General features: G+C 54.3%; 17 protein-coding genes. 9 read left to right on the plus strand and 8 right to left on the minus strand.

The genetic code is table 11. The annotated features are described in order from the left end of the window. Nucleotides 1-307: 307 nt before the first annotated feature. The 5 genes from AC0QHF_RS24125 (at nt 308) to AC0QHF_RS24145 (ending at nt 6,694) form a co-directional block, all read left to right on the plus strand. Nucleotides 308-1,159 (plus strand): M48 family metallopeptidase, encoded by an 852-nt coding sequence (locus AC0QHF_RS24125; protein ID WP_324706825.1) that lies wholly within the window; start codon nt 308-310, stop codon nt 1,157-1,159. A 253-nt stretch (nt 1,160-1,412) separates the two neighbouring features. Beyond that, a complete protein-coding gene (locus AC0QHF_RS24130; RefSeq protein ID WP_324706811.1) occupies nt 1,413-1,904 on the plus strand; it encodes an Eco29kI family restriction endonuclease in 492 nt (163 codons plus the stop codon). A 4-nt stretch (nt 1,905-1,908) separates the two neighbouring features. Next, nucleotides 1,909-3,120 carry a DNA cytosine methyltransferase gene (locus AC0QHF_RS24135; protein ID WP_324706812.1) on the plus strand — a complete coding sequence of 404 codons (1,212 nt, stop codon included), beginning with the start codon at nt 1,909-1,911 and terminating at the stop codon, nt 3,118-3,120. A gap of 299 nt (nt 3,121-3,419) precedes the next feature. Next, nucleotides 3,420-5,399, plus strand: coding sequence for an aconitate hydratase (locus AC0QHF_RS24140; protein ID WP_324706813.1), 1,980 nt, complete (start codon nt 3,420-3,422; stop codon nt 5,397-5,399). Continuing rightward, the gene (locus tag AC0QHF_RS24145) at nt 5,396-6,694 is read left to right on the plus strand and encodes a phospholipase D-like domain-containing protein (RefSeq protein WP_324706814.1); all 1,299 of its coding nucleotides are present in this window, start codon (nt 5,396-5,398) and stop codon (nt 6,692-6,694) included. Before AC0QHF_RS24140 ends, AC0QHF_RS24145 begins: the two co-directional genes overlap by 4 nt. Here AC0QHF_RS24145 and AC0QHF_RS24150 read toward each other — a convergent pair. The 4 genes from AC0QHF_RS24150 to AC0QHF_RS24165 form a co-directional block, all read right to left on the minus strand. Continuing rightward, entirely contained in the window at nt 6,689-8,476 is a 1,788-nt protein-coding gene (locus AC0QHF_RS24150; protein ID WP_324706815.1) for a diguanylate cyclase domain-containing protein, read from the minus strand. The genes AC0QHF_RS24145 and AC0QHF_RS24150 overlap by 6 nt on opposite strands. Then, nucleotides 8,445-11,639, minus strand: coding sequence for an ATP-binding protein (locus AC0QHF_RS24155; protein ID WP_324706816.1), 3,195 nt, complete (start codon nt 11,637-11,639; stop codon nt 8,445-8,447). The genes AC0QHF_RS24150 and AC0QHF_RS24155 overlap by 32 nt, the downstream gene beginning before the upstream one ends. A gap of 73 nt (nt 11,640-11,712) precedes the next feature. Next, nucleotides 11,713-12,765, minus strand: coding sequence for a CAF17-like 4Fe-4S cluster assembly/insertion protein YgfZ (gene ygfZ, locus AC0QHF_RS24160; protein WP_324706817.1), 1,053 nt, complete (start codon nt 12,763-12,765; stop codon nt 11,713-11,715). Beyond that, nucleotides 12,762-13,151 (minus strand): hypothetical protein, encoded by a 390-nt coding sequence (locus AC0QHF_RS24165; protein WP_324706818.1) that lies wholly within the window; start codon nt 13,149-13,151, stop codon nt 12,762-12,764. The genes ygfZ and AC0QHF_RS24165 overlap by 4 nt, the downstream gene beginning before the upstream one ends. A gap of 661 nt (nt 13,152-13,812) precedes the next feature. Here AC0QHF_RS24165 and AC0QHF_RS24170 point away from each other — a divergent pair. From AC0QHF_RS24170 to AC0QHF_RS24180, 3 genes are all read left to right on the plus strand, one after another. Further along, nucleotides 13,813-16,152 carry a response regulator gene (locus AC0QHF_RS24170; protein ID WP_324706819.1) on the plus strand — a complete coding sequence of 780 codons (2,340 nt, stop codon included), beginning with the start codon at nt 13,813-13,815 and terminating at the stop codon, nt 16,150-16,152. Between the two features lie 31 nt (nt 16,153-16,183). After that, complete coding sequence (locus tag AC0QHF_RS24175) at nt 16,184-16,564, plus strand: response regulator (RefSeq protein ID WP_375341463.1); 381 nt, start codon at nt 16,184-16,186, stop codon at nt 16,562-16,564. A 200-nt stretch (nt 16,565-16,764) separates the two neighbouring features. After that, the gene (locus AC0QHF_RS24180) at nt 16,765-19,455 is read left to right on the plus strand and encodes a chloride channel protein (RefSeq protein WP_324706821.1); all 2,691 of its coding nucleotides are present in this window, start codon (nt 16,765-16,767) and stop codon (nt 19,453-19,455) included. A gap of 72 nt (nt 19,456-19,527) precedes the next feature. Here the strand turns inward: AC0QHF_RS24180 and AC0QHF_RS24185 are convergent, their stop codons facing one another. Together AC0QHF_RS24185 and AC0QHF_RS24190 are read right to left on the minus strand one after the other, a co-directional pair. Beyond that, nucleotides 19,528-19,845 carry a hypothetical protein gene (locus tag AC0QHF_RS24185; RefSeq protein WP_473113742.1) on the minus strand — a complete coding sequence of 106 codons (318 nt, stop codon included), beginning with the start codon at nt 19,843-19,845 and terminating at the stop codon, nt 19,528-19,530. After that, complete coding sequence (locus AC0QHF_RS24190) at nt 19,791-20,456, minus strand: phytoene desaturase family protein (protein ID WP_473113741.1); 666 nt, start codon at nt 20,454-20,456, stop codon at nt 19,791-19,793. The genes AC0QHF_RS24185 and AC0QHF_RS24190 overlap by 55 nt, the downstream gene beginning before the upstream one ends. A gap of 229 nt (nt 20,457-20,685) precedes the next feature. On the opposite strand from AC0QHF_RS24190, the gene AC0QHF_RS24195 reads away from it, so the two are divergent. Continuing rightward, the gene (locus AC0QHF_RS24195; protein WP_324706822.1) at nt 20,686-21,084 is read left to right on the plus strand and encodes a phospholipid-binding protein; all 399 of its coding nucleotides are present in this window, start codon (nt 20,686-20,688) and stop codon (nt 21,082-21,084) included. A 343-nt stretch (nt 21,085-21,427) separates the two neighbouring features. Here the strand turns inward: AC0QHF_RS24195 and pgm are convergent, their stop codons facing one another. Continuing rightward, complete coding sequence (gene pgm / locus AC0QHF_RS24200; protein WP_324706823.1) at nt 21,428-23,083, minus strand: phosphoglucomutase (alpha-D-glucose-1,6-bisphosphate-dependent); 1,656 nt, start codon at nt 23,081-23,083, stop codon at nt 21,428-21,430. Nucleotides 23,084-23,226: 143 nt separating this feature from the next. Then, nucleotides 23,227-23,565 carry a hypothetical protein gene (locus AC0QHF_RS24205; protein ID WP_324706824.1) on the minus strand — a complete coding sequence of 113 codons (339 nt, stop codon included), beginning with the start codon at nt 23,563-23,565 and terminating at the stop codon, nt 23,227-23,229. Between the last annotated feature and the right edge of the window lie 198 nt (nt 23,566-23,763).

Below are 23,763 nucleotides of genomic sequence, written 5' to 3' on the forward strand. Positions count from 1 at the left end.
CCGTGTGAGGCGAAAGTCTCATGCACGCTTGGAGAATGGGAGGGGGAGAAGGTGACTTCTCTCTCGACCCCTAATGGCGGTCGCCAGGGGAGACGGCCCGCGATCGGTTCGGCCTTCCGGTTCGCCGGACGGTTTCCCGAACGATGCAAGAACCCTTTTCGGCCTCGGGTATCTCACCCTCAAAGAAAAAACCTCGATGGGCGTCCCGTCTGCGGTGCGACTCGCGAAGCCCTGCCGCCCGAAACTTCCGGCCCTTGAAACCCCCGCAATGTTCGAGTCTGTCCCCTTTTTATTCAATTTATAGATGATGTTTAAATTTCTTTTTCCAATACTGAGACGGCACTCCCGTCGGCTGCTGTATTCTTTGGTGTCCCTGAGTATCGCCTGCGGGATTGGGTTGGGCTCCCTGCCGGCGACCCGGGCGATTTCCATTGAAGAGTTGATCTTTCGGGGTATTCAAGTTATTCAATTATCCACCATTTCTGACCGCCAAGAGGTGGCGATCGGTCAACAAATTAACGATCAAATGGTGGGGAAAGAGTTTCGCCTCCACCCCAACCCGGCCTTGACGGAGTATGTCAACCAAATCGGCCAGCGACTCGTCCGGGCCAGCGATCGCCCCGATATTCCCTACACTTTTCAGGTGGTGGATGACTCCCGCATCAACGCCTTCGCGACGATGGGGGGGTTCGTCTACGTGCACACCGGTTTGATCGCCGCGGCGGATAACGAGGCTCAACTCGCCAGCGTCATCGCCCACGAGATCGGACATATCGTCGGACGCCACGCCATCGAACAAATGCGGGAAATGGCGATCGCCCAGGGTGTCGCCTCCGCCGCCGGACTCGACAGCAACATGGCCGTCGCGATCGGGGTCGAACTCGCCCTCCGACGGCCCAACAGCCGCAGTGCCGAATACGAGGCAGACCGGTTGGGGATCGTCAATTTGGGGCGGGCCGGATACGCCCAGCGGGCCGCCGTCGATTTCATGGCTAAACTCCTCAGCAGCGGTTCCCCCCCCACCTTTTTGAGCACCCACCCCGCCACCCGCGATCGCATCGAAACCATGATTCAATATATCGACCCGCGATCGGCCGACAGCGGCGCCGGGATGAACGATCGCGCCTACCAACAGATTGTCAGCCAATTGTTATCTTGATTTAAGTGTCGAAAAAACCGTTCGTAGTCTTCACTTGAGTGCAGTCAAGACAAGGGGCTTCAAGCCCCCTTGTTTTTTGGGTAAAAAATGACTTATAATAAATGCCAGTCAGATAATAATATCAATAAAATGACTGAATTTGACCGATCAAATCATGCTTATAAATCCGCCGAATTCGACAAAACTATACAAGATACAATAGATTTTTTCAATCAAACTCAGGTCTACAAACTTCCCATTGAAAACCGTTTCAATGGCACCGGTGTTTATGCCATTTATTGCCGGTCACAATCCGGGATATATGCAAGGTTTGGTTCTTCGCACCCCTATTTACGTCGGAAAAGCTGTTCCAAAAGGGTGGAGGCAAGCCAGAAAATCATCATCCGATCAATCTACCAGTTATGAACTTTACAATCGGATTCGGGAGCATGGTCGTAGCATCAGTGTGGGAGAAGGTCTCGACCTATCGGACTATCACTGTCGATTGATAATTCTCGAAGGCAAAGAAAGTGATTTGATCGGGACGGTTGAAGCTGCACTCATCCGCCAATATCAACCCATTTGGAATACTTTGATTGATGGTTTCGGAAATCACGATCCTGGAAAAGGTCGATATCAACAAGGGAAGTCCGACTGGGATGTTTGTCATCCGGGGCGACCTTGGGCAGAAAAATGTCAAGGCTCCCATGCAGATCAAAACTATCTCTACAATAAAATCGAACAATTTTTGCAAAATATAGATTAAGAATATGTCCGAAATTTCTTGCTTAGAATTATTTGCGGGTGCGGGAGGGCTGGCGATGGGGATTAGTCGCTCTGGAGTCCGGCATAAAGCATTTGTAGAGTGGAATCAGAATGCCTGTCAAACACTATCCCAGAATTACGATAAAAAACGGGTTTACAATCTAGATATTCGCTCATTCGATTTGACTGAATTTGGTTCGGTAGACTTGATGGCAGGCGGCCCCCCCTGTCAACCCTTTTCAATGGGAGGAAAGCACAAAGGTAATCTAGATAAACGGGATATGTTTCCATCGGTTTGCCAAGCGATCGCCACTTGTACGCCCGAGGCTTTTATCTTTGAAAATGTCAAAGGTATTTTGAGAAAATCATTTCAAAGCTATTTTGAATATATCATTTTGAGGCTGACGTATCCAGAAGTGAAAATCAAAGATTCTGAAGATTGGGGAGAACATCGGAAGAGACTCAAAAAAATTGACGCTTCCGACACATATGCTGGGATCAGATATAACGTCAAATTTTCATTATTGAATGCGACGGATTACGGCGTTCCTCAAATTCGAGAACGGGTTTTTATCGTCGGAATCAGGGACGATCTAGAGGTCGAATGGGATTTTCCAAAACCGACCCATTCTTTAGATGCGTTGCTTTGGTCGCAATTCGTGAGTCGGAATTATTGCGATCGCCACGGCCTCAAAAATATAAACATTGAAAATTGGGATCTGAGACTGCAAAAAAGAATTGAAAAAATGGGGCGACAACCGCCTCTATTTGCCCCACCTTTCCAACCCTGGCAAACCGTGCGCGATCGCATCGGCGACCTTCCCGAACCGGACGACTGCGGCAATTTCGCCGAAGATCACGTCCTCAGAAGGGGTGCAAAACCCTATCCCGGACATACGGGAAGCTATATCGATTTACCCTCAAAAGCCTTAAAAGCGGGAGATCATGGGGTTCCGGGGGGAGAAAATATGATCCGTTATCCGGACGGCCGGGTACGGTATTACACAACCTTGGAAGCCAAACGAATTCAAACCTTTCCAGATCGGTACAAAATTTGGGGTTCTTGGACGGAATCGATGCGACAGATCGGCAATGCCGTCCCGGTGGAGTTGGGATATGCGATCGCCGATTCTTTAGTCAGGGCGATCTGGGGAAACGGCCGGACTGCTGTCAAATGTGCAAGAGGGAATCATTGTTTTAAAATCCCCCATGATTAAGAGGTATTTAAGGTAATTTTACGGCCCCGTAACAGGTGGAGATCCCCCCCATCCCCCCTTAATAAGGGGGGAGAATTTTTCTCAAAGTCCCCCTGACAAAGGGGGATTTAGGGGGATATTTCCCCCCGATGAAAGTTGCAGATCCCCCCCATCCCCCCTTAATAAGGGGGGAGAATTTTTCTTAAAGTCCCCCTGACAAAGGGGGATTTAGGGGGATATTTCCCCCCTCAGATAGACGATCGCACCCCCAAAACCGTGGTATCGTTCAACTCAATTCGGGACGAAATATCAATCTATCTATGGGTTTAAACGTTACACAGAAACTAATTCAATCTCATCTGGTTTCCGGCAAAATGGAACCGGGGGAAGAGATCGGGCTCACCATCGACCAATCCCTCACCCAAGACGCCACCGGGACGATGGTGATGTTGGAATTGGAGGCGATGGGTTTGGATCGGGTCAAAACCGAACTATCGGCCCAATACGTCGATCACAATCTATTGCAAACCGACTATAAAAATGCCGACGATCACTTATTTTTGCGATCGGCTTGCCAGCGATTCGGGATCTGGTACAGCCGCGCCGGAAACGGCATTTCCCACGCCGTCCACATGGAACGGTTCGGCATCCCCGGCAAAACCTTGATCGGTTCCGACAGCCACACCCCCGCCGCCGGAGGGTTGGGAATGTTGGCGTTCGGTGCGGGGGGTTTGGACGTGGCGATGGCGATCGCCGGAGAACCCATGTACATCAAAATGCCCCAAGTTTGGGGGGTCAAATTGACCGGACGTTTGCCGGACTGGGTGAGTGCGAAAGACGTGATTTTGGAAATGTTGCGCCGCCACGATGTCGATGGGGGACGGGGTAAAATTGTCGAATATTACGGCCCCGGTTTGGCATCCCTCAGCGCGATGGATCGCCACGTCATCGCCAACATGGGGACGGAATTGGGGGCGACGAGTACCGTCTTCCCCTCCGACGACGAAACCCGCCGCTTTTTATATTCCCAAGATCGGGAAGATGACTGGATGGAATTGGTCGCCGACGGGGATGCAACCTACGACATTGATGAAGAAATTAATCTGTCGGAATTGCTGCCGCTGATCGCCTGTCCTTCGAGTCCCGGAAATGTGGTTCCGGTTCGCGAGGTGGAAGGGCGAGATGTGAATCAGGTTGTCGTCGGATCTTCGGCAAATCCGGGGTTGCGAGACTTTTGGATCGTCAGCGAAATCGTCAAAAATAAGGTCGCCAGCGATCGCGTTTCTTTCGATGTCAATCCCACCTCCCGCCAATTGGTGGAAAATTTGGCGGCGATGGACGACGCCTTCCTCAACCTGATCCACAGCGGCGCGAGGTTCCACCAGGCGGGGTGTCTGGGGTGCATCGGCATGGGACAGGCCCCCGCGTCCGACCAAATCTCCCTGCGGACGATGCCGCGCAATTTCCCCGGACGTTCGGGCACGGCGGACGACCAAGTTTATTTGTGCAGTCCGGAGACGGCGGCGGCGGCGGCACTGACGGGAAAAATTACCGATCCTCGGGATTTGGAAAATATTTATGACATGAAATATCCCCGGTTTAAAGCGCCGGAAAAATTGATTATCAACACGGATATGTTGGTGGAACCCCCGGCGGACAATCGAGATATCGAACTCGTAAAGGGGCCGAATATCAAGTCGTTTCCCGAGTTTCCCGCCCTGCCCGATCGCGCCGAAGTTCCGGTGTTGTTGAAGGTGGGCGACAACATTTCCACCGACGAAATTCTCCCCGCCGGGGCGAGGGTGTTGCCGTTCCGCAGCAACATTCCCGGCATCAGCGATTTTGTCTATTATATGGTGGACGAAAGTTTCTCCGATCGCGCCAAAGAAACCCAGGAAAAATACGGCGGACACGTCATCGTTGCGGGGGAAAATTACGCCCAGGGGTCGAGTCGGGAACACGCCGCGATCGCCCCCCGCTATTTGGGACAGATCGCCGTCATCGCCAAATCCTACGCCCGCATCGGCTGGCAAAATCTCGCCAATTTCGGCATCTTACCCCTGGAATTTATCGACCCGGAGGATTACGACTCCATCAAGGCGGGGGACGAGTTGGAATTGCTGGACTTGCGGCGTGCGATCGAAGAGGGAGACACGATCGCTCTCAAAAACCGCACCCGGGACCTCACCTACCGCGTCAACTACAGCCTCAGCGATCGCCAAGTTGAAGTGATGTTAGCCGGCGGTTTAATCGGATATTATCGAACACAACGATTATCTGAATTACAAACCGTCGGATGATGATTGAATTGATTGCCGAATGGCTTGGATCGGTGGGGGGAATCGTCCTCTTTTTCGTCCTGCTGATCTTTCTCACCCTCTACCTGCGGGGCGTTTTCCGGGAACGCCGCCAGTACCACCTCAAAAATGTGCCCGCCCCCGATGCCGAAAGTTTCGGGTTTACCGTCGCCTGCCTGTCGGACTCTTTTATTAGCTGCGGCAAAGTGACCGGATTTTGGGTGGAGGCGGAACGGATTTACGCCGCCCGATTTGACGCGATCGCAAAAGCGAAAGAGTCGATCCAGTTTGAAACCTTTATTATCTTACCCGGCGATCGCGCCGATCAATTCGCCGAAGCGATTGTCAAAAAATCCAGGGAAGGGGTAAAAGTGCAAGTCTTGATCGATGATTTCGGAACCCAGTCCCTGCCAAAATCCTATTGGAAAAATTTGGAAGATGCGGGCGTTGAAGTGCGTTTTTTTAATGAATTTAGTTGGAAAGATATCCTCTATCATTTGAAGCGAAATCACCGCAAATTGTTGTTAATTGATGGTAATGTTGCCCTCGTCGGCGGGGCGGGATTTGCAGACGATTGGGATGGGAAAGACAAGAATAATTCCCAAGTTCCTTGGTTGGATTATGAGGTTCGATATCAGGGGCCGGTGGTGACGCGCTTGCAGGGGATTTTCCTGCAACATTGGCTGGATGCCGGGGGAACCGCCGATTTTACCGAACATCACCTTTGCCCCCACGAAAGCGACGAAGAACCGATTATTGTCACCGCTGGGGAAGATCCCAGCTATCGGGACTCCGGAATTCGCGCTTTATTTCAATCTTTGATCGCGGGGGCGAGGCGGCGAATTTGGATCGCCAGTCCCTATTTTCTGCCCGATCCGAACTCGCGAGAATTGCTGTTGGAAGCGAGAAAGCGGGGGGTGGAAATCCGGATTTTGACGATGGGAAAACGCTGTGATAAACCCTACGTTCATTATACATCACGGGAGCTTTATCCTTGTTTATTAAAAGGGGGAATTGAGATTTACGAATACCAACCCAGCATGATGCACGCGAAGGTATTATTGATCGATGAGGATTGGGTGAGTATGGGGAGTGCGAATTTCGATCCTCGCAGTTTTTTCCAAAATGAGGAGTTGAATTTAACGTTGCGCGATCGCTATCTCGCGGAACCCATGGAATCTCTATTTTTGGGGGCGTTTGAGAAGAGTTATTTGGCGAATTGGAAAGACTGGAAGAAGCGACCTTTAAAGGAGCGGGCGATCGGCCGATTTTCCTTGCTATTTTACTGGCAGTTATAGCGCCATATCGCCCGAAAAATTGACGGTTCCGATCTCGATGCGATCGCGTCCGTTTTGTTTGGCTCGGTAGAGGGCGCGATCGGCCGCATTGACGAACGTTTCCACCGCAGTCGCACAACAATTCGGAACCTGGCTGGCGAGCCCCATACTGAGGGTGACAAACTGACTCACCCGAGATTTTTCGTGGGGAATTTGCAGGTGTCGGATGCGGGTGCGAATCCGTTCCGCCACTTCCACCCCCCCGTCAATATCCGTATTGGGCAAGACCACCACGAACTCTTCGCCCCCGTAGCGGGCGACGAAATCGGCGGGGCGTTTGAGAGCCTCTCGTATCGCTTTGGCGACTTGAATTAAACAGTTATCTCCCCGCTGATGACCGTAACAATCATTGTACGCTTTAAAGTCATCGACATCGCACAGAATTAAAGAAAGGGGTTGTCGTTCCCGGCTCGCCCGACACCATTCTTGATATAGCCTTTCGTCGAAGCTGCGGCGATTCCCCACCTGCGTCAAACCGTCAACGTTTACCAAATGCTGCAACTGTCGGTTTGCTTCTTCCAAAGCAGCCTGAATTTTTTGGCGCTCGGTGATATCTTTTCCGACCGTCAAAACGCAAGTTTGACCCCAAAATTCTATCAATTCCGCCGAAACTAGCATCGTTTTGATTTCGCCGTTTTTGGTGCGAAATTGCAATTCTTTGTCGCGAATGTAGCCCGACATTATAAGTCCTTGGTTGTAGAGTAAACGATTTTCTGGGTCAGCCCAAATGTTGAGATCTGCACTCGTTTTTCCGATCGCCTCTTCCCGGGAATACTGCATCAAACTGCAAAAACTTTCGTTGATGTCCAAATAGCGCCCGTCTTCTAGGGTCGAAATCGCGATCGGGTCGGGACTCGACCGAAAGGCGGATGCAAATTTTGCCTCGGATGCCTTCAAAGCCTCCTCCATATTTTTGCGATCGGTGATGTCCGTTTGGATGCCGATATAGTGGGTGACAATCCCCTCAGAGTTCCGCACCGAAGAAATGGACACGTCATTCCAAAATAGAGTTCCGTCTTTTTTGTAGTTCCGCAGTTCCACCCAACAATTATCATGATTTTTCAGCGCTTTTCGGACGACCCCCAACCCCGGTTGATCGCGATCCGTACCCTGTAGAAAACGGCCATTTTTCCCCACCACTTCCGATCGGGAGTAGCCGGTAATTCGTTCAAAGGCGGGATTGACGTAAATGATCGGATTTTCGGATTGAGTGGCATCGGCAATGATGACACCGTTCCGACAGGCAGAAATCGCCTGATCCAGTATCCTTAAGTGGCTTTCTACTTCCTCTCGAATGGCAATTTCTTGCTGAAGTTGCCGATTTTTTTCTGCCAACTGTTTTTTTTGATTTTGCAGCCGCAACTGGAGCCGAACTCGGGCGATCACCTCTTGAATCTGGAAGGGTTTTGTGATATAATCATTTCCGCCAATTTCTAGGGCTCTGACTTTATTTAAAGGGTCATCGAGGGCGCTGATAAAAATGATCGGAATTTCCGAGGTTTGGGGATTTTCTTTTAATTTCTGACACACTTCATAACCGTCGATTCCGGGCATCCGGATGTCGAGAAGAATCAAATTTGGGGGCTTGGAAAATGCCGATTTCAGGGCGATTTCACCGCCGATCGCCTTTCTCAGCTTGTACCCTTCCTGGGATAGCATCTGAGTCAAGACTTTGAGATTTTCGGGCTGATCGTCAACAATTAAGATGTGGTCAGGTTGGGCGGGTTTCAAAGGTAGACTCATAGTCGATTTTTCCAATTAAATCGATAATTATATCGAAACGAAATTGATTGACACAATCTGTCAATGCGGTGGCTAGAGAAGCGTGATTTTCGGGAATTTTAGCGATCAGTTCCAAAGCCCAATCATCATCCAAATCGATCGCGGCTTGGCGAAACTGCACCAACCAATCTGTCGGCATGACCTCCAGGCGAGCGACATCCAAGGAAAAATCAGCTTTTCTGCCTGCCGAACCATCGGTTTGTTCATAAACATAGCAAACTTTCAAATATTTTTCTAAAATTTCAAAAATTACCGCTTCTCGAAACGGTTTGCGGACGAAATCATCGCATCCGGCCGCGACGATCTGATTTTTATCCTCTTCTAACACGCTGGCAGTAATGGCAATAATTTTCGCTTCTCGCCCCTTCGAGTTCATTTTAATCCGTCGGGTCGCTTCGTGACCGTCCATCACGGGCATCCTCATATCCATCCAAATTAAATGGGGTTGCCAGTCCTCCCAAATGGCGATCGCCTCTTTTCCGTCCGCCGCCTCTTTTAACTCAAATCCCAGCGGATTCAGCAATTTGACCAGCAGTTGCCGGTTGAGGGAATTGTCATCGACGATCAAAATTTTGTAATTCGGTTGATTGGGGGCGAGGCCCGTAATCCTGCGGGCCGGGGCGGGAGTTTCAATATCCGTTTCTCGAACCAACTTCACCTCAATATTAAAGTCAAAAACCGTCCCGAATCCCACCCGACTTTTTACCCGAATTTCGCCCCCCATCAGTTGCACGAATTTTCGACTGATCGACAACCCCAAACCCGTCCCCTCTTGGACTTTTTTTCCACTTTCAGTTTGGCTGAACGATTCAAACAGTTGGTCGATTTCTTCCGGGGCAATGCCGACCCCCGTATCTTCGACTTTAAACCACAAAGTCCGCGTCGGGGGTTCCGGTTCCGTCGGCCGGTTCCTCACTCTCACCGACACGCCACCCCGGCGGGTAAATTTGACGGCATTGGCCAGCAAATTGATCAAAACTTCCCGCAATTTCAGCTCGTCGGTTTGAACGTATCGGGGAACGTCCTCCGCCCGGTCAAAATTGAGCTGCAATCCCCGATCGCGCGATCGCAGTTTAAATAATTCTTCGATCTCGTCCAACAGCCGGTACAGGTCGAAATTTTGGGGATTTAAGCTCATTTTTCCCGCCTCAATTTTCGACAGATCCAAAATATGATTGATTAGGGTCAGCAAATATTCCCCGCTGCGGTTGATGATCTCGATATTTTCCCGTTCCTCCGGCGACAGGCGATCGGAACGATTCATAATTTGAGAAAAGCCGATGATCGCATTCAGCGGCGTGCGGAGTTCGTGGCTCATATTGGCGATAAACAAACTTTTGGCTTGGTTGGCAACTTCGGCTTTTTCTTTCGCTTCCGCCAGTTCTTGAGTCCGCCGGTTTACTGTGGCTTCCAACGTGCGATTATAGTCTGCTAAAACCCGTTCAGCTTGTTTTCGCTGGGTGATGTCTTGAAATGCCGCGATCGCGTACACGACCTGACGGAAATCGTCGTAAATTGGGGTCGCCCACACTTCGATGGGTACGACTTTATCGCCCGCGTTAATCTCAAGATCGTCGGCGTAAAACAGTTCTCCTTTTAAAGCTCTGACAACCGGTAAATCCTCCGCCGGATAAGTTTTTTCAGTTCCGGAACGATACACTTGATAAGCCCGACTGAGTTCTGGCGTTCCGGCATCTAAAGGCGATTGAATTCCCAATATTTTTTTGCTGGTTTGATTGGCATAATACAGCCGTCCCGTGGCATCGTGGACGGAAACCGCCACCGGCAGGGCTTCTAAATATTGAGTCAGGCGATTTTCGCTCTCTTTGAGTCGGGCGAAAGATGTTTGCAATTGGACAGCCATTTGATTGAAGGAATCAGCCAATTCTCCCAATTCATCCTTTCGCTCGATTCGGATATGTTGCCCCCAATTTCCGATCGCGATTTCTTTGGCAGCATTATTGATTTTTAATATCGGCTGAACGATCCAACGGACGGTAACAATTCCCAAAACCGTCGCCACCCCCAAAGCCACCAGACATAAAATAACCGTCATCCGCGTATTGGCATCAATCCTCGTCATGAAGTCGGATTCGGGGACGACGACGATCACAAACCAATCTTTAATCTTGGCATCAAAAGGGACGATTTTAATAAAATATTTTTTGCCATTTTCGACAAAGTTTACCTTTTCTTTTCGGTCAATTTTAGACAGGTCTACATCGCCGGATTTCAGATATCTGCCGGCGACCGATATCGGATCATTTTCGCTCTCATGGGGCCGCAACTGACGATAACGCTTTTGCAGGGTTTGGGTTTCTTCGACCTCGAACGGCGTTTCGTCGGCCGAACTCGCGATCAGATCGCCGTCGGTTTCGATAATGAAAACTTCGCCGGACGGACCGAGGGTCATGGAGCCGAGAAAATTGCTGATGTCGATCAAACTCAAATTGACTGAAAAGACGCCGATTAATTCGGAGGTTTCCGAGTCGTAAATGGGATGGTAGGCATTCACGGCAAGGGACGGCTCTTGACCAATTTGAAAGAGTTCGCTCCATCCCCGCCATCGATTCTCGACCGCTGACTGATACCAGGGACGATCGCGCACCGGAAACGGATTTAATGTGTCAAATAGACGAATTGAACGACCCTGATTTTCGATCGCATAAACATCAAATCTATCCGGATTCACCGGATCGGATTTGCCCAGCTCTAATCGATCGTCCCAAAAAGGAGTCCGGTGGATGGTTCTGAACCGGCCGTCGGGACCTCCAAACAGGATCGTGCTGACCGATTCAAACTGTTGAATTTGAGCGATAAAATGCCGTTCCAACTGGGGTAAATTTTGTAAATCCAGTTGGCCGTTGCGGACGGCATCCGCATTGATGCGATTGATCAGTTCGGGCGTCGCCAAATAGGTTTCCAAATACAGTTCGACGCGATCGCTCACCTCGTCCATCAACTGGGCCGCTAAATCTTCTACCGCCTGCTGTCCGTTTCGGTAGGACAGATACCCCACGAGTCCGACCGTCCCGAAAATTTGCAGTAAAAATGGGACGATCAAAACGACTCGCAGGGGAAATCCGGCGACAATTCGAGCCGGCAGACGGGAAAAAAGTTTCATCGGTCAAACAATTAACTCACGGGACGGAGACGGACCCCCGATCTGCGACCGGCTGATTTCTATTATGTCCCATTCACGACTCTTGAGGGTGGCTCAAAAACGGAACCTCGACGATTTCTCCCGCTGTGGTTCCCACTTCCACCGTCAACCCCGGCCCCCCGGCTTTGGTGCGGACGTAGGCTAACCCGAATGGACCGGCCTCCGTTTCGATGACGCTCGTCAGTTTGCCTACCTTTTTGCCCTCCAGGACGATCGCCGTTCCGGGCTCGGCAGCCTCCCGCAGGCGAATCCCCCAAAGCCGCTGTTTGACACCTTTATAAGTGTTGAGGCGGGCGATGGTTTCCTGGCCGATATAACAGCCTTTTTCAAAAGAAATCGTTTCCCACAGTCCGGCTTCTAGGGGGTTGTAATCTTCCGTCAGTTCGCGATCGGGAACCGGACGCCCCTGTTCGATGCGGAGCCGCTCCCAAACGCGATCGCCCATCGGAATGGCCCCGGCCTCGGTTAAGGAATTCCACAGGGGTGCAGCCGCCTCTGCGGGGACGATGAGGGTATATCCCGCCGTCGCCAAACCACTACCCGCCGCGATCCGCACCGCCGCACCCCCCAACTCCGTTACCCAGTGGTGGCCGGGGGGCAAATTTGCCCGAACCGCCACCCCTAGCTTCTCCAACATTTGGGTGCTCTGGGGTCCGATCACGCTGAAGGGGGCGAATTCGTCGCCGAGATCTTGCAATTTCACTCGATCCATCGGAAAAATGTAGCGATCAAGCCATTCGAGCAAATACTCGCGACGGTTGGGGGACACCAGCAGCAACACCGCGTCCTCGGTCATGTAGGCTGTAGCGAGGTCGATGGTGCGGGCGGTGGAGGTGACGAAAACGGTGTCGCACCCCTGTCCGGGCTCCCGGGCGCTGATTTGGTTGGTGCTCTGGTTGTGGAGGAAGGTGAGGCGATCTTCGCCCGAGAGTTTCAGCAGCCCCCAGTGGGAGCGATCGCACAGGGCCGCCCCCGTTTGAGTGGCCGCGATCGCTTCGGCGTCATTATTGAAACTGAGGGGAACCGCGCCGGAGTCGTCGAATACGGCGCCCGTCGATGTTTGGATGTCGTGTAGGGTTTGAATCATGATTCCGTCGGGGTTAAATTGGCGAACAGATCCTCGATGATATCTCGGGTTTTGCGATCAAGTCGATTCCAGTCCACCTCCCCCGCATCGTCGATCAGGCTGGTGTCGATGTCAACTTCCCGGGTTTCTGCATCGGCGTGGGTGGGGGAGTAGTCCCGGAAACAGATTTGATAGCACAGATCCCAAATATCCACGCTGACTTCCCGGCCGTCCCGTTCCAGCTTCAGCAGGTAGCCCGGATAGGGCGTTTGGACGGTTTCGTAACTGCCCTTCCAACCGGAGGTTTCTAGGTGTTGGCGGATGGTGTCCAGGATTCGGATCAGGGCGGGTTGCATGAGTAATTCTGCTTGTTGCCACGCGAGTTGATCTTTGATTTTCGGTTTCATGGATTCCGATTTTTCCCAGTCGAGGTGGGGTTGCCAATGTTGAGCCGATCTTACCGCGATTGCTCGGGGAGTCAAAATGGGCGGTGATTTTACATTTCTTTACAGGGGCGGCGGGGGCGAGATCCCCCGATTTTTACCTGGGAAAGCGATCGCTCCGCCGTCACCTCCCGACCGGGATTTGAATTGAAACCGTCCCAGCCGATACGGTCTTCGTGACCCGAGTTGACAGTTGGAGATGTTGAGAAGACCTGACCCGAAAAAAAACTCGACACGGGTGAGATATAATTGTTTGGATAGAGTTGGGGCGGCTGTCATTGGGGTCCCGATTCTCCACGGCTGGCAAAATGGCGCGATTTTTCGGTCTCGACGCGGTTTCTTGCCGGCGATCAAAAACCGCAAATTTGAAAGGTCATCCTCCGTGGGGACGGGAAATCTCAGCCCCCCCTCCAGGGTCACTCCGTCTTCCCTCCAAATACCCATTTTTTGAAACTAAAAATTAGTTAAAATCTCAGGTGGGACGGAATTTTCGCCCCACCATCAACCCATTGAAAACGGCGATCGCACGAGTCGGATCGGAATTGAAAACCAACCGGTCGAAGACGACACTTTTGAAAACGCTTTCTGGCCGATACCCCCATCAAGAATCGGATGGCATTGACCCATGAAAATCCTTCTCATTGACGATGACGAACAACTCGCAGAAGAACTGGTCAAACTTCTCAAATCCCAGAATTATGTGGTGGACATCGCCGCGGACGGAGAAGAAGGGTGGAACTACGTTCAAACCTTCGACTACAATTTGATCCTGCTCGACGTGATGCTCCCCAAACTCGATGGCATCACCCTGTGCCGGAAACTGCGATCGCGCGGCTACCAGATGCCCGTCCTCCTGCTCACCGCCCGGGACACCTGCCAGGATAAAGTCCTCGGACTCGACGCCGGAGCCGACGATTACCTGGTCAAACCCATCGTGCTCCCGGAATTGATCGCCCGGGTCCGCGCCCTGTTGCGCCGGGGGGTGATCTCCACGCCCCCCGTCCTCAGTTGGGGCAACCTGCGGCTGGACCCGGCCCACTGCGAAATTTCCTACGACGGCTCGGCCCTCCCCCTCACCCCCAAAGAATACGGCCTTTTGGAACTGTTGCTCCGCAGCCCCTGCCGGGTTTTCAGCTACGACACCATCATCGGACACCTGTGGTCCGGAGAAGAACCGCCCTCGGAAAACACCGTCCGAGCCCACGTCAAAAGTCTGCGGATGAAATTGAAAGCCGCCGGGGCCGCCTTTGATACCATCGAAAATGTCTACGGTCTGGGATATCGTCTCAAAAATTCCGCCCCGCCCCCTGCCCCCAAATCTCAGTCCGACCAGTCCGTACTCGAAGCCGTCAGCCAAATTTGGGAAAACATTCGAGAAAAAACCATCGCCCGCGTTCAGGTTATTCAAGATCTGGCAAGCCTGAACCATCCAGATGTCAAACTCGAACCCAATCGCCGGCAAGCCTACCAAGAAGCCCACAAACTCGCCGGTTCCTTGGGAACCTTCGGATTCGCCCGCGGCTCCCAACTGGCCCGGAAAATCGAATATTTGCTCTCCGGCGACCAACCCCTGAACCCCTACCAACACCACCAGCTTCAAAAGTGGACGGATGAACTCTACGAAGTCCTCCAAAGACACCCCCGAGAATCGATTTCCGAGTCCCAAGTCCCCTCCCCCCACCTCAAGGACTGCCCCAGCCTGTTGATCGTTGATGACGACACCCTGTTGAGCGAACAAATTGCCCGGGAAGCCAAAATCCGCGGCATGGAAGCCCGGACGGCACCGAGCGTTGGCGTCGCCCGAGCCATGCTGGTGGAATCCACACCCAGTTTGATCCTGTTAGACCTCAATTTTCCCAGCCCCGAAGAAGATGGGTTCATGCTCTTGGAAGACCTCGCCTACCACCGCCCGGAAATTCCCGTCGTCGTCCTCTCCGTGCGGGCTAATTTCATCGATCGCCTCACCGTCTGCCGTCTGGGCAGCCGCGCCTTCTTGCAAAAACCGATGCCCACCGAGCAGATTTTGGATCTGGCCACGGAAGTCCTGCAAAATAATATTACCCGGGGCCGGATCATGGCGATCGACGACGACCCGCAAATTTTGGCACTGCTCACCACCCTCCTGTCCCCCTTCGGCCTCCAGGTGGAAACCCTCGGCACCCCCCGCAAGTTTTGGGAAGCCCTGGAACTCTCCACCCCCGACCTGCTCATCCTGGACGTGGAAATGCCCCACTACAACGGCATCGAACTCTGCCAGGTGATTCGCAACGAACCCCGTTGGCGTTACCTGCCCATCCTGATTTTGACCAGCCACACCGACCCCGAAACTATCTCCCGGGTCTTCGGCGCCGGCGCCGACGACTTCATCGGCAAACCTGTGGTTGGCCCGGAACTGATCGCACGCCTGTTCAACCGCCTGCACCGCAGCCGCCTGTGGCGCAACCTCGCGGAAGTTGATACCCTCACCGGGGTCGCGAACCGCCAGAAATCCAGCCAGGACATCAACCGCCTCCTCCGCATGGCCGGCCGCCAAAAACAACCCCTGTGTTTCGCTATTTTGGATCTCGACCATTTCAAAGAGATCAACGACCGCTACGGCCACGCCACGGGGGATTGGGTCCTGCACCGCTTCGGGGAACTGCTGCAAAGTGTCTTCCGCAAGGAGGATGTCGTTGGACGCTGGGGCGGTGAAGAATTTGCCGTGGCGATGTACGGCACCGGCAAGGCGGACGGCCTCCGACGCCTGGAAACGGTTTTGGAACGGTGGCGTCTGGAAGCTCTGGTTTCCGAAGATCGGAGGGTTATTTCGGTGACATTCAGCGCCGGGGTGGCCCAGTATCCCGACGACGGCCCGGATTTGCAGTCCCTCTACCGCTCCGCAGATGCCGCACTCTACTCGGCTAAAGAAGCCGGACGCAATCAAGTCCGCAGTTGTAATTTCGGTGGGGGAGAAATTGATAATTGATAGTTGACCAGGGACAATTGACCAGGGACAATTGATGACTAAAAGAATTTTGATGATCGACGATGAAGAGGATATTTTGATCGTCACCCGGCGCTGTTTGGAACTTGAAGCGGGATGGGAGGTGATGGTGGCATCCTCCAGCGCCGAGGGACTCGACTTGGCTCAACGATCGCAACCCGATGCTATCCTCCTGGACGTGATGATGCCCGACATGGACGGAGCCGCCACCATCAAACGCCTGAAAGCCAATTCGACCACCGCTTCCATCCCGGTGGTCTTCCTTACCGCCAAGCATTCCCCCGCCGAACGGGACTGGTGCTTGGGTCTGGGGGCCGTGGCGGTGGTCGGCAAACCCTTCGATCCCCTCGATATTTCCCACCAAATCAGTCGCGCCCTGGGGTGGGAAGATTAGGCGATCGCACAGATTTGAGATCCCAATGTTCGACCCCCTGCCAGGGGAAGTTAAAACCACCTATAATACTCGCGTATCCGGAATTTGCCAGCAGTCTGAACAGAAAATGCGACTGACCGGCGGTGGTATTTTTTGACCCGAACTCCCCCCAGATCCCACCGTCGGGGCGATCGCGTTACCCGTCCCTTCAACTTCCCCCTATGAGCCGGCGACTTCCCACCCGCGAACAGCTACAGTTTCAATTCCGCGCCATCGCCCAGCAATTTATCGGCGGCCCCAAGCGTCTGGCAATTTTTGAAGCCTGTTTGATCGGGTTGATTTCCGGGATCGCCGCCTTCTGCCTGCGGGCGGGAGCCGGATTCTTGGGCTCCTGGCGCGTACACGGCTCCGCCCAATACTCCGCCTGGCCGTTCCTGCCCCTGCTCGGCGTCTGCGGCGGCTTCCTGGCCGGGTTCCTGGTGGAGCGGGTCGCCCCGGAAGCAGCCGGCAGCGGTATCCCACAAGTCAAAGCTGCCCTGGGGGGGACGAAAATTTCCCTCGACCTGCGCGTCGCCCTCGTCAAACTCGTCGGCACGATGGTGACGATGGCCTCCGGATTCACCCTGGGGCGACAGGGACCGACCGTGCAGATCGGGGCGTCCCTCGCCGCCTGGGTGAGCCGCTGGGTCCCCACCTCCCCCAACTACCGCCGCCAACTGATCGCCTGCGGAGCCGCCGCCGGGCTCGCAGCCGGATTCAACGCCCCCATCGCCGGGGTGTTGTTCGTGGTCGAAGACCTCCTCCACGACGTCTCCGGCCTCACCCTCGGACCGGCTATCATCGCCTCCTTTACCGGGGCGGTGGTGTCTAGGCTGTTGGGAAATCAAGAAATGGGCATCCCCCCCGCCACCTCCACCCCCGTCGAAACCCTCTACCAGGAATGGCTCATCGAACTGCCGGAAATCCCCTTTTACATCCTCCTCGGCATCCTGTCGGGAGCCTTCGGCGTCCTCTTCAGCCGGGCGATCGTCGCCCTCCAAAAGCTCAACCGCCACACCCTGAAGCTGGGCCTGCCCCTGCGGATGGCCCAAGCCGGGTTGATCTGCGGCGGGGTCGTCTCCATCCTCCCCGCCACCTTTCGGGACAATGCCGGGTTGCGGGAGTTTATCCTCAGCGGTAACATTCTCTGGACGACCACCGCCCTGGCCTTCGTCGTGCAGTTTTCCCTCACCAGCATCGCCGCAGGTTCCGGGGCGCCCGGGGGGTTATTTGCCCCGTCCCTGATTTTGGGCGCCGCCTTGGGGGACACCATCGGCCTCTGGCAAGCCTCCACCATCGACCTGCAACCCCACACCACCTACGCCTTCGCGGGGATGGGCGCGTTCTTCTGCGCCGTGTCCCGGACACCGGTGACGGCCGTGGTCATCGTGTTTGAGATGACCGCCGATTTCAATTTGGTGCTCCCCCTGATGGTCTGTTCGATCACCGCCTACCTGATGGCCGAAAAGCTCGACAAACAGTCCCTCTACGATCGCCTCCTGGAGTTGAACGGCATCGAACTCGACCGCCCCGACCCCGGCGACCACGTTTCTTTGAATACCCTGCGGGCCGAGGATGTCATGCAGCGACAGGTGGAAACCCTCGACTACCGACTCGGCGTCGGACAGGTGATGCAGGCCTTTTCGCGATCGCACCACCGCGGCTTCCCCGTCGTCGATCAAGGCAAATTGGTCGGCATCATCACCCAAACCGACATGGCGAGAATTCACAAACACGAACTCCCGGAAGACACCCCCCTCTACAAGTTGATGACCCCCCAACCCGTCACCATCCAGCCGGACGCCCCCCTCAGCGAAGTGCTCTACCTCCTCGGACGCCAGAAGTTGAGCCGCCTTCCCGTCGTGGAGGGGCGACACCTGGTGGGCATCATCACCCGCAGCGACATCATCCGCGGCGAACTGGGATACCTGAGCGGGGAAACCACCCAAGTCGGACCCCACCCAGTCCCCTCCTACGTCGTCTATCAGACCCAGGGCCCCTGCGTGGGCAACGGCCGGATTCTGGTGTCCCTGTACAACCCCAAAACCGCCGCCGCCCTACTCCACGTCGCCGCCTCCATCGCCCGGGAACGGAATTATGAGTTGGAATGCCTGACGATTATTACTATTCCCCGGCATCAACTGCCCGCCGAAACCTCCGTCCGGATCACTAAAAGCCGCCAACTACTGCGGGAAGCCGAACGCATCGCCCGCCGCTGGCAAGTGCCCCTCCACACCCAGGTCAGGGTCGCCCACGACGTCACCCAGGCGATTTTGGAGACCGTGAAGGAGCGACACATCGACCTGACTTTGATGGGGTGGCAGGGGGAAAAATCCACCGCCGACCGCATCTTTGGATCGGTGGTCGATGCGATTATCCGCCAGGCACCCGGGGAAGTGGTTTTGGTGAAGTGGGGGCGGGACGTACACCGCATTTTTAACCATCCCTCCGGGCGACGATCGCTGCAATTTCCGATCTGGCGACGGTGGCTGGTGCCCCTGCGGACGGGAGTGCGACACGCCGCGGCGATGCGGATTTTGCCCGGTTTGGTGAATTTGAGTTTGCAGCCGGACGTGCGGTTATTGAAGGTGGTGAAAAAGAATATTTCTGACTCGGAATTGCGCCGGTTACAGTTGGAAGTGGAGAATTGGGGCCACCGCCTCAACGGCTCCGTGACGATGAGTTCCGTCTGCGCCCATTCCGTCGCTGACGCCGTCTTGGATGTCGTCCACAAAGAACGGTGCGATGTCGTCGTTGTCGGCGCCAGCCGGGAAGGAATGCTCCAACGCGCAATCCACGGCAACCTCCCGGAGACGATCGCCCGCGGCTGCAACTGCACCGTGATTTTGATCCGTCCGGCTATGGCGAATTAGTCGATCCGAGGATCGATCATTCTTAAAAGCCTTATAGAAAAGCCGTTTCAGTTCCCGATTCCTGATTCCTGATTACCGATTACCGATGACCTGCACGCATCCCAACAATTCTAAATGCTTTTCCACGGGGGCGAGGGTGTTGGCCGCGATCGCGCCACTGGCCGCAACAGCCGGCAAACCGATCCCCGGAAACGTTGAATCTCCGCAGCACAGCAGCCCCGTCAAGGGGGTCGTCGCTCCCGGAAACAGGGCCTCCCCAGCCGCGATCGCCCGGCCGTAGGAACCCCGGTGACGACGCAAAAATCTCTCGTGGGTGAGGGGCGTCCCCACCAGCGTCACCTCGGCGCGATCACGGATATCGGGAATAATCCGTTCCAACGCCTCCCACATCGGGGCGGCCCGTTCTTCCTTCCGTTTTTGATAGGCGGGGGAATTGCGATCGAGTCCCGCCCACAGATCGTAGGGTTCGTTGCCGGGGGTGTAGACGTGGATCGCGTGTTTTCCCGGCCGGGCCCGTCAATTTGGGAATGTCGCCGATGTGTCCCAGGAGCGGCAAAAAATGCCGTCCGGCGGTGAGCGCCACCCCCCAGTCCAGCCGCCGGGCCAGCGGCGCAAGGGCGATCGCCGCATCCTTGAGGGGTTCCATCACCCGCTGCAATTCCCGCCACTCCGACACGGCGGTTTCCCCCCGCAGTTGTCGTATCGAACTGCCCTTCCGGGAGGTGGCATCCCCAGGTGTCGTAGGTGGCCCACTCGGGAGATTCCGCGATCGCATCCAATACCTGCCGCAGGGGGTTGGGGGAGGGACTGTAACTCATGCCAGAGTACAGCGAAGGTCCGGAGTCGAACCGGTAGCGGCCGCGATCAAACCCGTGGGCCGCACCGCCGGGGATGGAATGGCTCTCGCAGACGGCGACATCGAAGCCGTACCGCGCCAGCAGCGCCACACAGCTCAATCCGCCGATCCCGCTGCCAATGACGACGACATCCGTTTCTAACATGGTGGAACTGCTCACGGTGACGAACAATTAACAATTAACAATCAACAATTAATAAATTTTTTTCTTTTCGATTTGGGCTGGCAGGTCGGCGGAAGGGCGCTGAAGCGCAACAACGACGATCGCAGGAAAAGTGATTGCAAATAAAATTATAACCTCAGATGGATGAAATTGCAAGAAACTTTTATTTATCCTAATTAAAATTGCAAATTTGCGATCAGGAGGAATGATTATGAGTTGGCTGAGTCGATTATTCGGACGCGAGGAAGAAGAAAAAGCCAAACAAGCCGAAAATAAGCAAGCCGTCAAAAATGCCCAGGGTTCCGACCAACCTGCCGTACAAGAATCCCAGGGATTGGTTCCCCCCGAACGGATGGGAATTGATGGCAAATACGACCAAAGCGGTTTGGCGAAGCGGGTGGCTTTGGCTTTCGACGAACATCCGGAATTGTCCGATCTGCAATCCGTTTGGGTGGCACAAACCGGAAATACCGTCGTCTTGAAAGGAAAAGTCAGAAACGAAGAAACACTGGAAAGTCTCGTCACCACCGCCCGGGGCGTTTACGGAACTGAAGATGTGGACATTCAAGAAATGTCCGTGATATCTACCCCGAAAAATCAGTTGTTGTAAATTTAGGTTTTTGACTGTAAAAAGATGCTTCGCTTTGACTTCAACGGGGACTTTGAATTAGCCGGCGTACCTCACCGACTGGAAAATTGCTGTAGAAAAGGTTGGCAATCCTCTTGAGAGGATTTCTGCTATTCATTTAGGTTAGGACATATCCTCCCTCTGTGTTCTCTGTGTCTCTGTGGTTAAAATTCAAAACGGTCTGCTATAGCTTGGGAATTGATTCCCAAGCAGTGCCGAATTTTATCCGACACCCACCATTAAAACAAAAAAGGGGCGGTTTGCCCCTTTCCTCTCAAAGTCCCCCTTTTTAAGGGGGATTTAGGGGGATCAAACCCCATCGATTCTAAAACGTATCGCTGACGATATTTTGGGCTTCCTGAAGGATTTGATTCAGGTGATCTTCACCCTTGAAACTCTCGGCGTAGATCTTGTAAACATCCTCCGTCCCCGACGGGCGGGCCGCGAACCAACCCTCTTCCGTCGTTACCTTCAAACCGCCGATCGCTGCATCATTTCCCGGCGCCTTCGTCATCTTGGCGACGATCGCATCCCCCGCCAAAGTTGAAGCCTTCACGTCCTCCGGCGACAGCTTACTCAACCGGGCTTTTTGTTCCGGCGTGGCGGGAGAATCGATGCGGGAATAGTAAGCCCGTCCCAGACGTTCCGTCAGTTCCTTATAATGAATTCCGGGATCTTTGCCCGTTTTGGCAGTAATTTCCGCCGCCAACAAATCCATGATGATCCCGTCCTTATCCGTCGTCCAAACCGTCCCGTCCGTCCGCAGGAAAGACGCCCCCGCACTTTCCTCGCCGCCGAACCCGAAGCAACCGTCTAACAACCCGTCAACGAACCATTTGAAACCCACTGGAACCTCGCACAATTTGCGATCGATATCCTTGGCGACGCGATCAATTAGGCTGCTGCTGACCAGGGTTTTGCCGATCGCACTCTCTTGAGTCCACCCATCGCGATTCGTAAATAAATACCAAATCGCCACCGATAAAAAATGATTCGGGTTCATCAGTCCCATGCTGGGGGTGACGATACCGTGGCGGTCCGAGTCCGTGTCGTTGCCGAAGGCGATGTCGTAGTCGTCTTTGAGTTTGACCAAATTCGCCATCGCGTAGGGGGAAGAACAATCCATGCGAATTTTGCCGTCCCGGTCCACAGTCATAAATCCGAAGGTGGGGTCGATGGTGTCGTTCACCACCGTCAAATTCAAGCCGTAACGTTCCGCGATCGGTCCCCAGTAGGCGATGTTGGAACCTCCCAACGGATCGACGCCGATGCGGATTCCTGAGTCTCGGATCGCCCCCATATCGACGATATTTTCCAGGTCGGCGACGTAGGGGGTGATAAAGTCAAAAATATGGGTCGTGCTGGCGTAGAGGGCCTGTTGGTACGGGCTGCGACTCACGCCCTGATTGCCCTCGGCCAGGAGTTCGTTCGCCCGCTGCTGAATCCACTTGGTGATTTCTGGGCCAGCCGGACCGCCGGAGGGGGGGTTGTACTTGAAGCCACCGTCGCCGGGGGGGTTGTGGGACGGCGTGATCACAATGCCGTCCGCCAAACCTTCCGTCCGGTTTCGGTTGTAGGTGAGGATGGCGTGGGAGACAGCCGGGGTGGGGGTGAAGCGGGCCCCCCCTTCTCCCCGGGCGATGCAGGTTTCCACGCCGTTAGCCGCGAGTACCTCCAAAGCGGTTTTCTGGGCCGGTTCCGAGAGGGCGTGGCTGTCCATCCCCATGTACAGGGGGCCGGTGATGCCATGATTTTTCCGGTATTCCACCGTCGCCTGGGTGACGGCTAGGATGTGATCTTCGTTGAAAGTGCCGTTCGCCGAAGATCCCCGGTGTCCGGAAGTTCCGAAACTCACCTGCTGTTGGGGATTGTTGGGATCGGGGTGGACCCAATAGTATTGGTCCAGGAGGCGATCAATATCTTCCAAAATCTCGGCGGGGGCCACTTTCCCGGCCAGGGGACTCACGTTTTTGGCTGCCATTATTATCTTTCATAAATCGCTTTTCAGTTCAAAGTATAGTGGCAATCCCGTCCCCGCGATCGCCCCTCTGTCGGCGGAAATGGTCGCGTTTGGGGAGATGGCGGCGGATCTGTGTTCCGACGATGGGAGAATTTAAGATCGCGTTAAATTTGGTGACAAGGCCGCGCCATCAATGGAATGAACGATCGCATCCGGGCCCCCCCACCGACACCCGGACTGAACGTTCCAGTTTCGCTGCCCGCGATCGCTTCTCGGTGACAAGGCCGCGCCATCAATGGAATGAACGATCGCATCCGGGCCCCCCACCGACACCCGGACTGAACGTTCCAGTTTCGTTGCCCGCGATCGCTTCTCGGTGACAAGGCCGCGCCATTAATGGAATGAACGATCGCATCCGGGCCCCCCCACCGCCGCCCGGACTGAACGTTCCAGTTTCGATATCGGGGAAAAGTCGCGGAATTTTGACGACAAGGGCGCGCCATCAATGGAATGAACGATCGCATCCGGGTCCGCCACCGCCGCCCGGACTGAACGTTCCAGTTTCGTTGCCCGCGATCGCATTTGATGGTTTAATGTCTTCTTGGAAATGCGATCGCCGAATTTGTCACGTAAAATCTCCGATACGTTTGGAAGCTCTGTCTCTTTAGAGCAGGGAGGAAAAACGAACGGCGACTTGAGTC

It is taken from the genome of Lyngbya sp. CCY1209, assembly GCF_055795065.1.

Excerpts from the sequence above, each read along its gene's own strand:
- AC0QHF_RS24125 (WP_324706825.1), top strand. The coding sequence starts at position 308 with ATGTTTAAATTTCTTTTTCCAATACTGAGACGGCACTCCCGTCGGCTG.
- AC0QHF_RS24130 (WP_324706811.1), top strand. The coding sequence starts at position 1,413 with ATGGCACCGGTGTTTATGCCATTTATTGCCGGTCACAATCCGGGATAT.
- AC0QHF_RS24135 (WP_324706812.1), top strand. The coding sequence starts at position 1,909 with ATGTCCGAAATTTCTTGCTTAGAATTATTTGCGGGTGCGGGAGGGCTG.
- AC0QHF_RS24140 (WP_324706813.1), top strand. The coding sequence starts at position 3,420 with ATGGGTTTAAACGTTACACAGAAACTAATTCAATCTCATCTGGTTTCC.
- AC0QHF_RS24145 (WP_324706814.1), top strand. The coding sequence starts at position 5,396 with ATGATGATTGAATTGATTGCCGAATGGCTTGGATCGGTGGGGGGAATC.
- AC0QHF_RS24150 (WP_324706815.1), bottom strand. The coding sequence starts at position 8,476 with ATGAGTCTACCTTTGAAACCCGCCCAACCTGACCACATCTTAATTGTT.
- AC0QHF_RS24155 (WP_324706816.1), bottom strand. The coding sequence starts at position 11,639 with ATGAAACTTTTTTCCCGTCTGCCGGCTCGAATTGTCGCCGGATTTCCC.
- ygfZ (WP_324706817.1), bottom strand. The coding sequence starts at position 12,765 with ATGATTCAAACCCTACACGACATCCAAACATCGACGGGCGCCGTATTC.
- AC0QHF_RS24165 (WP_324706818.1), bottom strand. The coding sequence starts at position 13,151 with ATGAAACCGAAAATCAAAGATCAACTCGCGTGGCAACAAGCAGAATTA.
- AC0QHF_RS24170 (WP_324706819.1), top strand. The coding sequence starts at position 13,813 with ATGAAAATCCTTCTCATTGACGATGACGAACAACTCGCAGAAGAACTG.
- AC0QHF_RS24180 (WP_324706821.1), top strand. The coding sequence starts at position 16,765 with ATGAGCCGGCGACTTCCCACCCGCGAACAGCTACAGTTTCAATTCCGC.
- AC0QHF_RS24185 (WP_473113742.1), bottom strand. The coding sequence starts at position 19,845 with ATGTGGGAGGCGTTGGAACGGATTATTCCCGATATCCGTGATCGCGCC.
- AC0QHF_RS24190 (WP_473113741.1), bottom strand. The coding sequence starts at position 20,456 with ATGTTAGAAACGGATGTCGTCGTCATTGGCAGCGGGATCGGCGGATTG.
- AC0QHF_RS24195 (WP_324706822.1), top strand. The coding sequence starts at position 20,686 with ATGAGTTGGCTGAGTCGATTATTCGGACGCGAGGAAGAAGAAAAAGCC.
- pgm (WP_324706823.1), bottom strand. The coding sequence starts at position 23,083 with ATGGCAGCCAAAAACGTGAGTCCCCTGGCCGGGAAAGTGGCCCCCGCC.
- AC0QHF_RS24205 (WP_324706824.1), bottom strand. The coding sequence starts at position 23,565 with ATGGCGCGCCCTTGTCGTCAAAATTCCGCGACTTTTCCCCGATATCGA.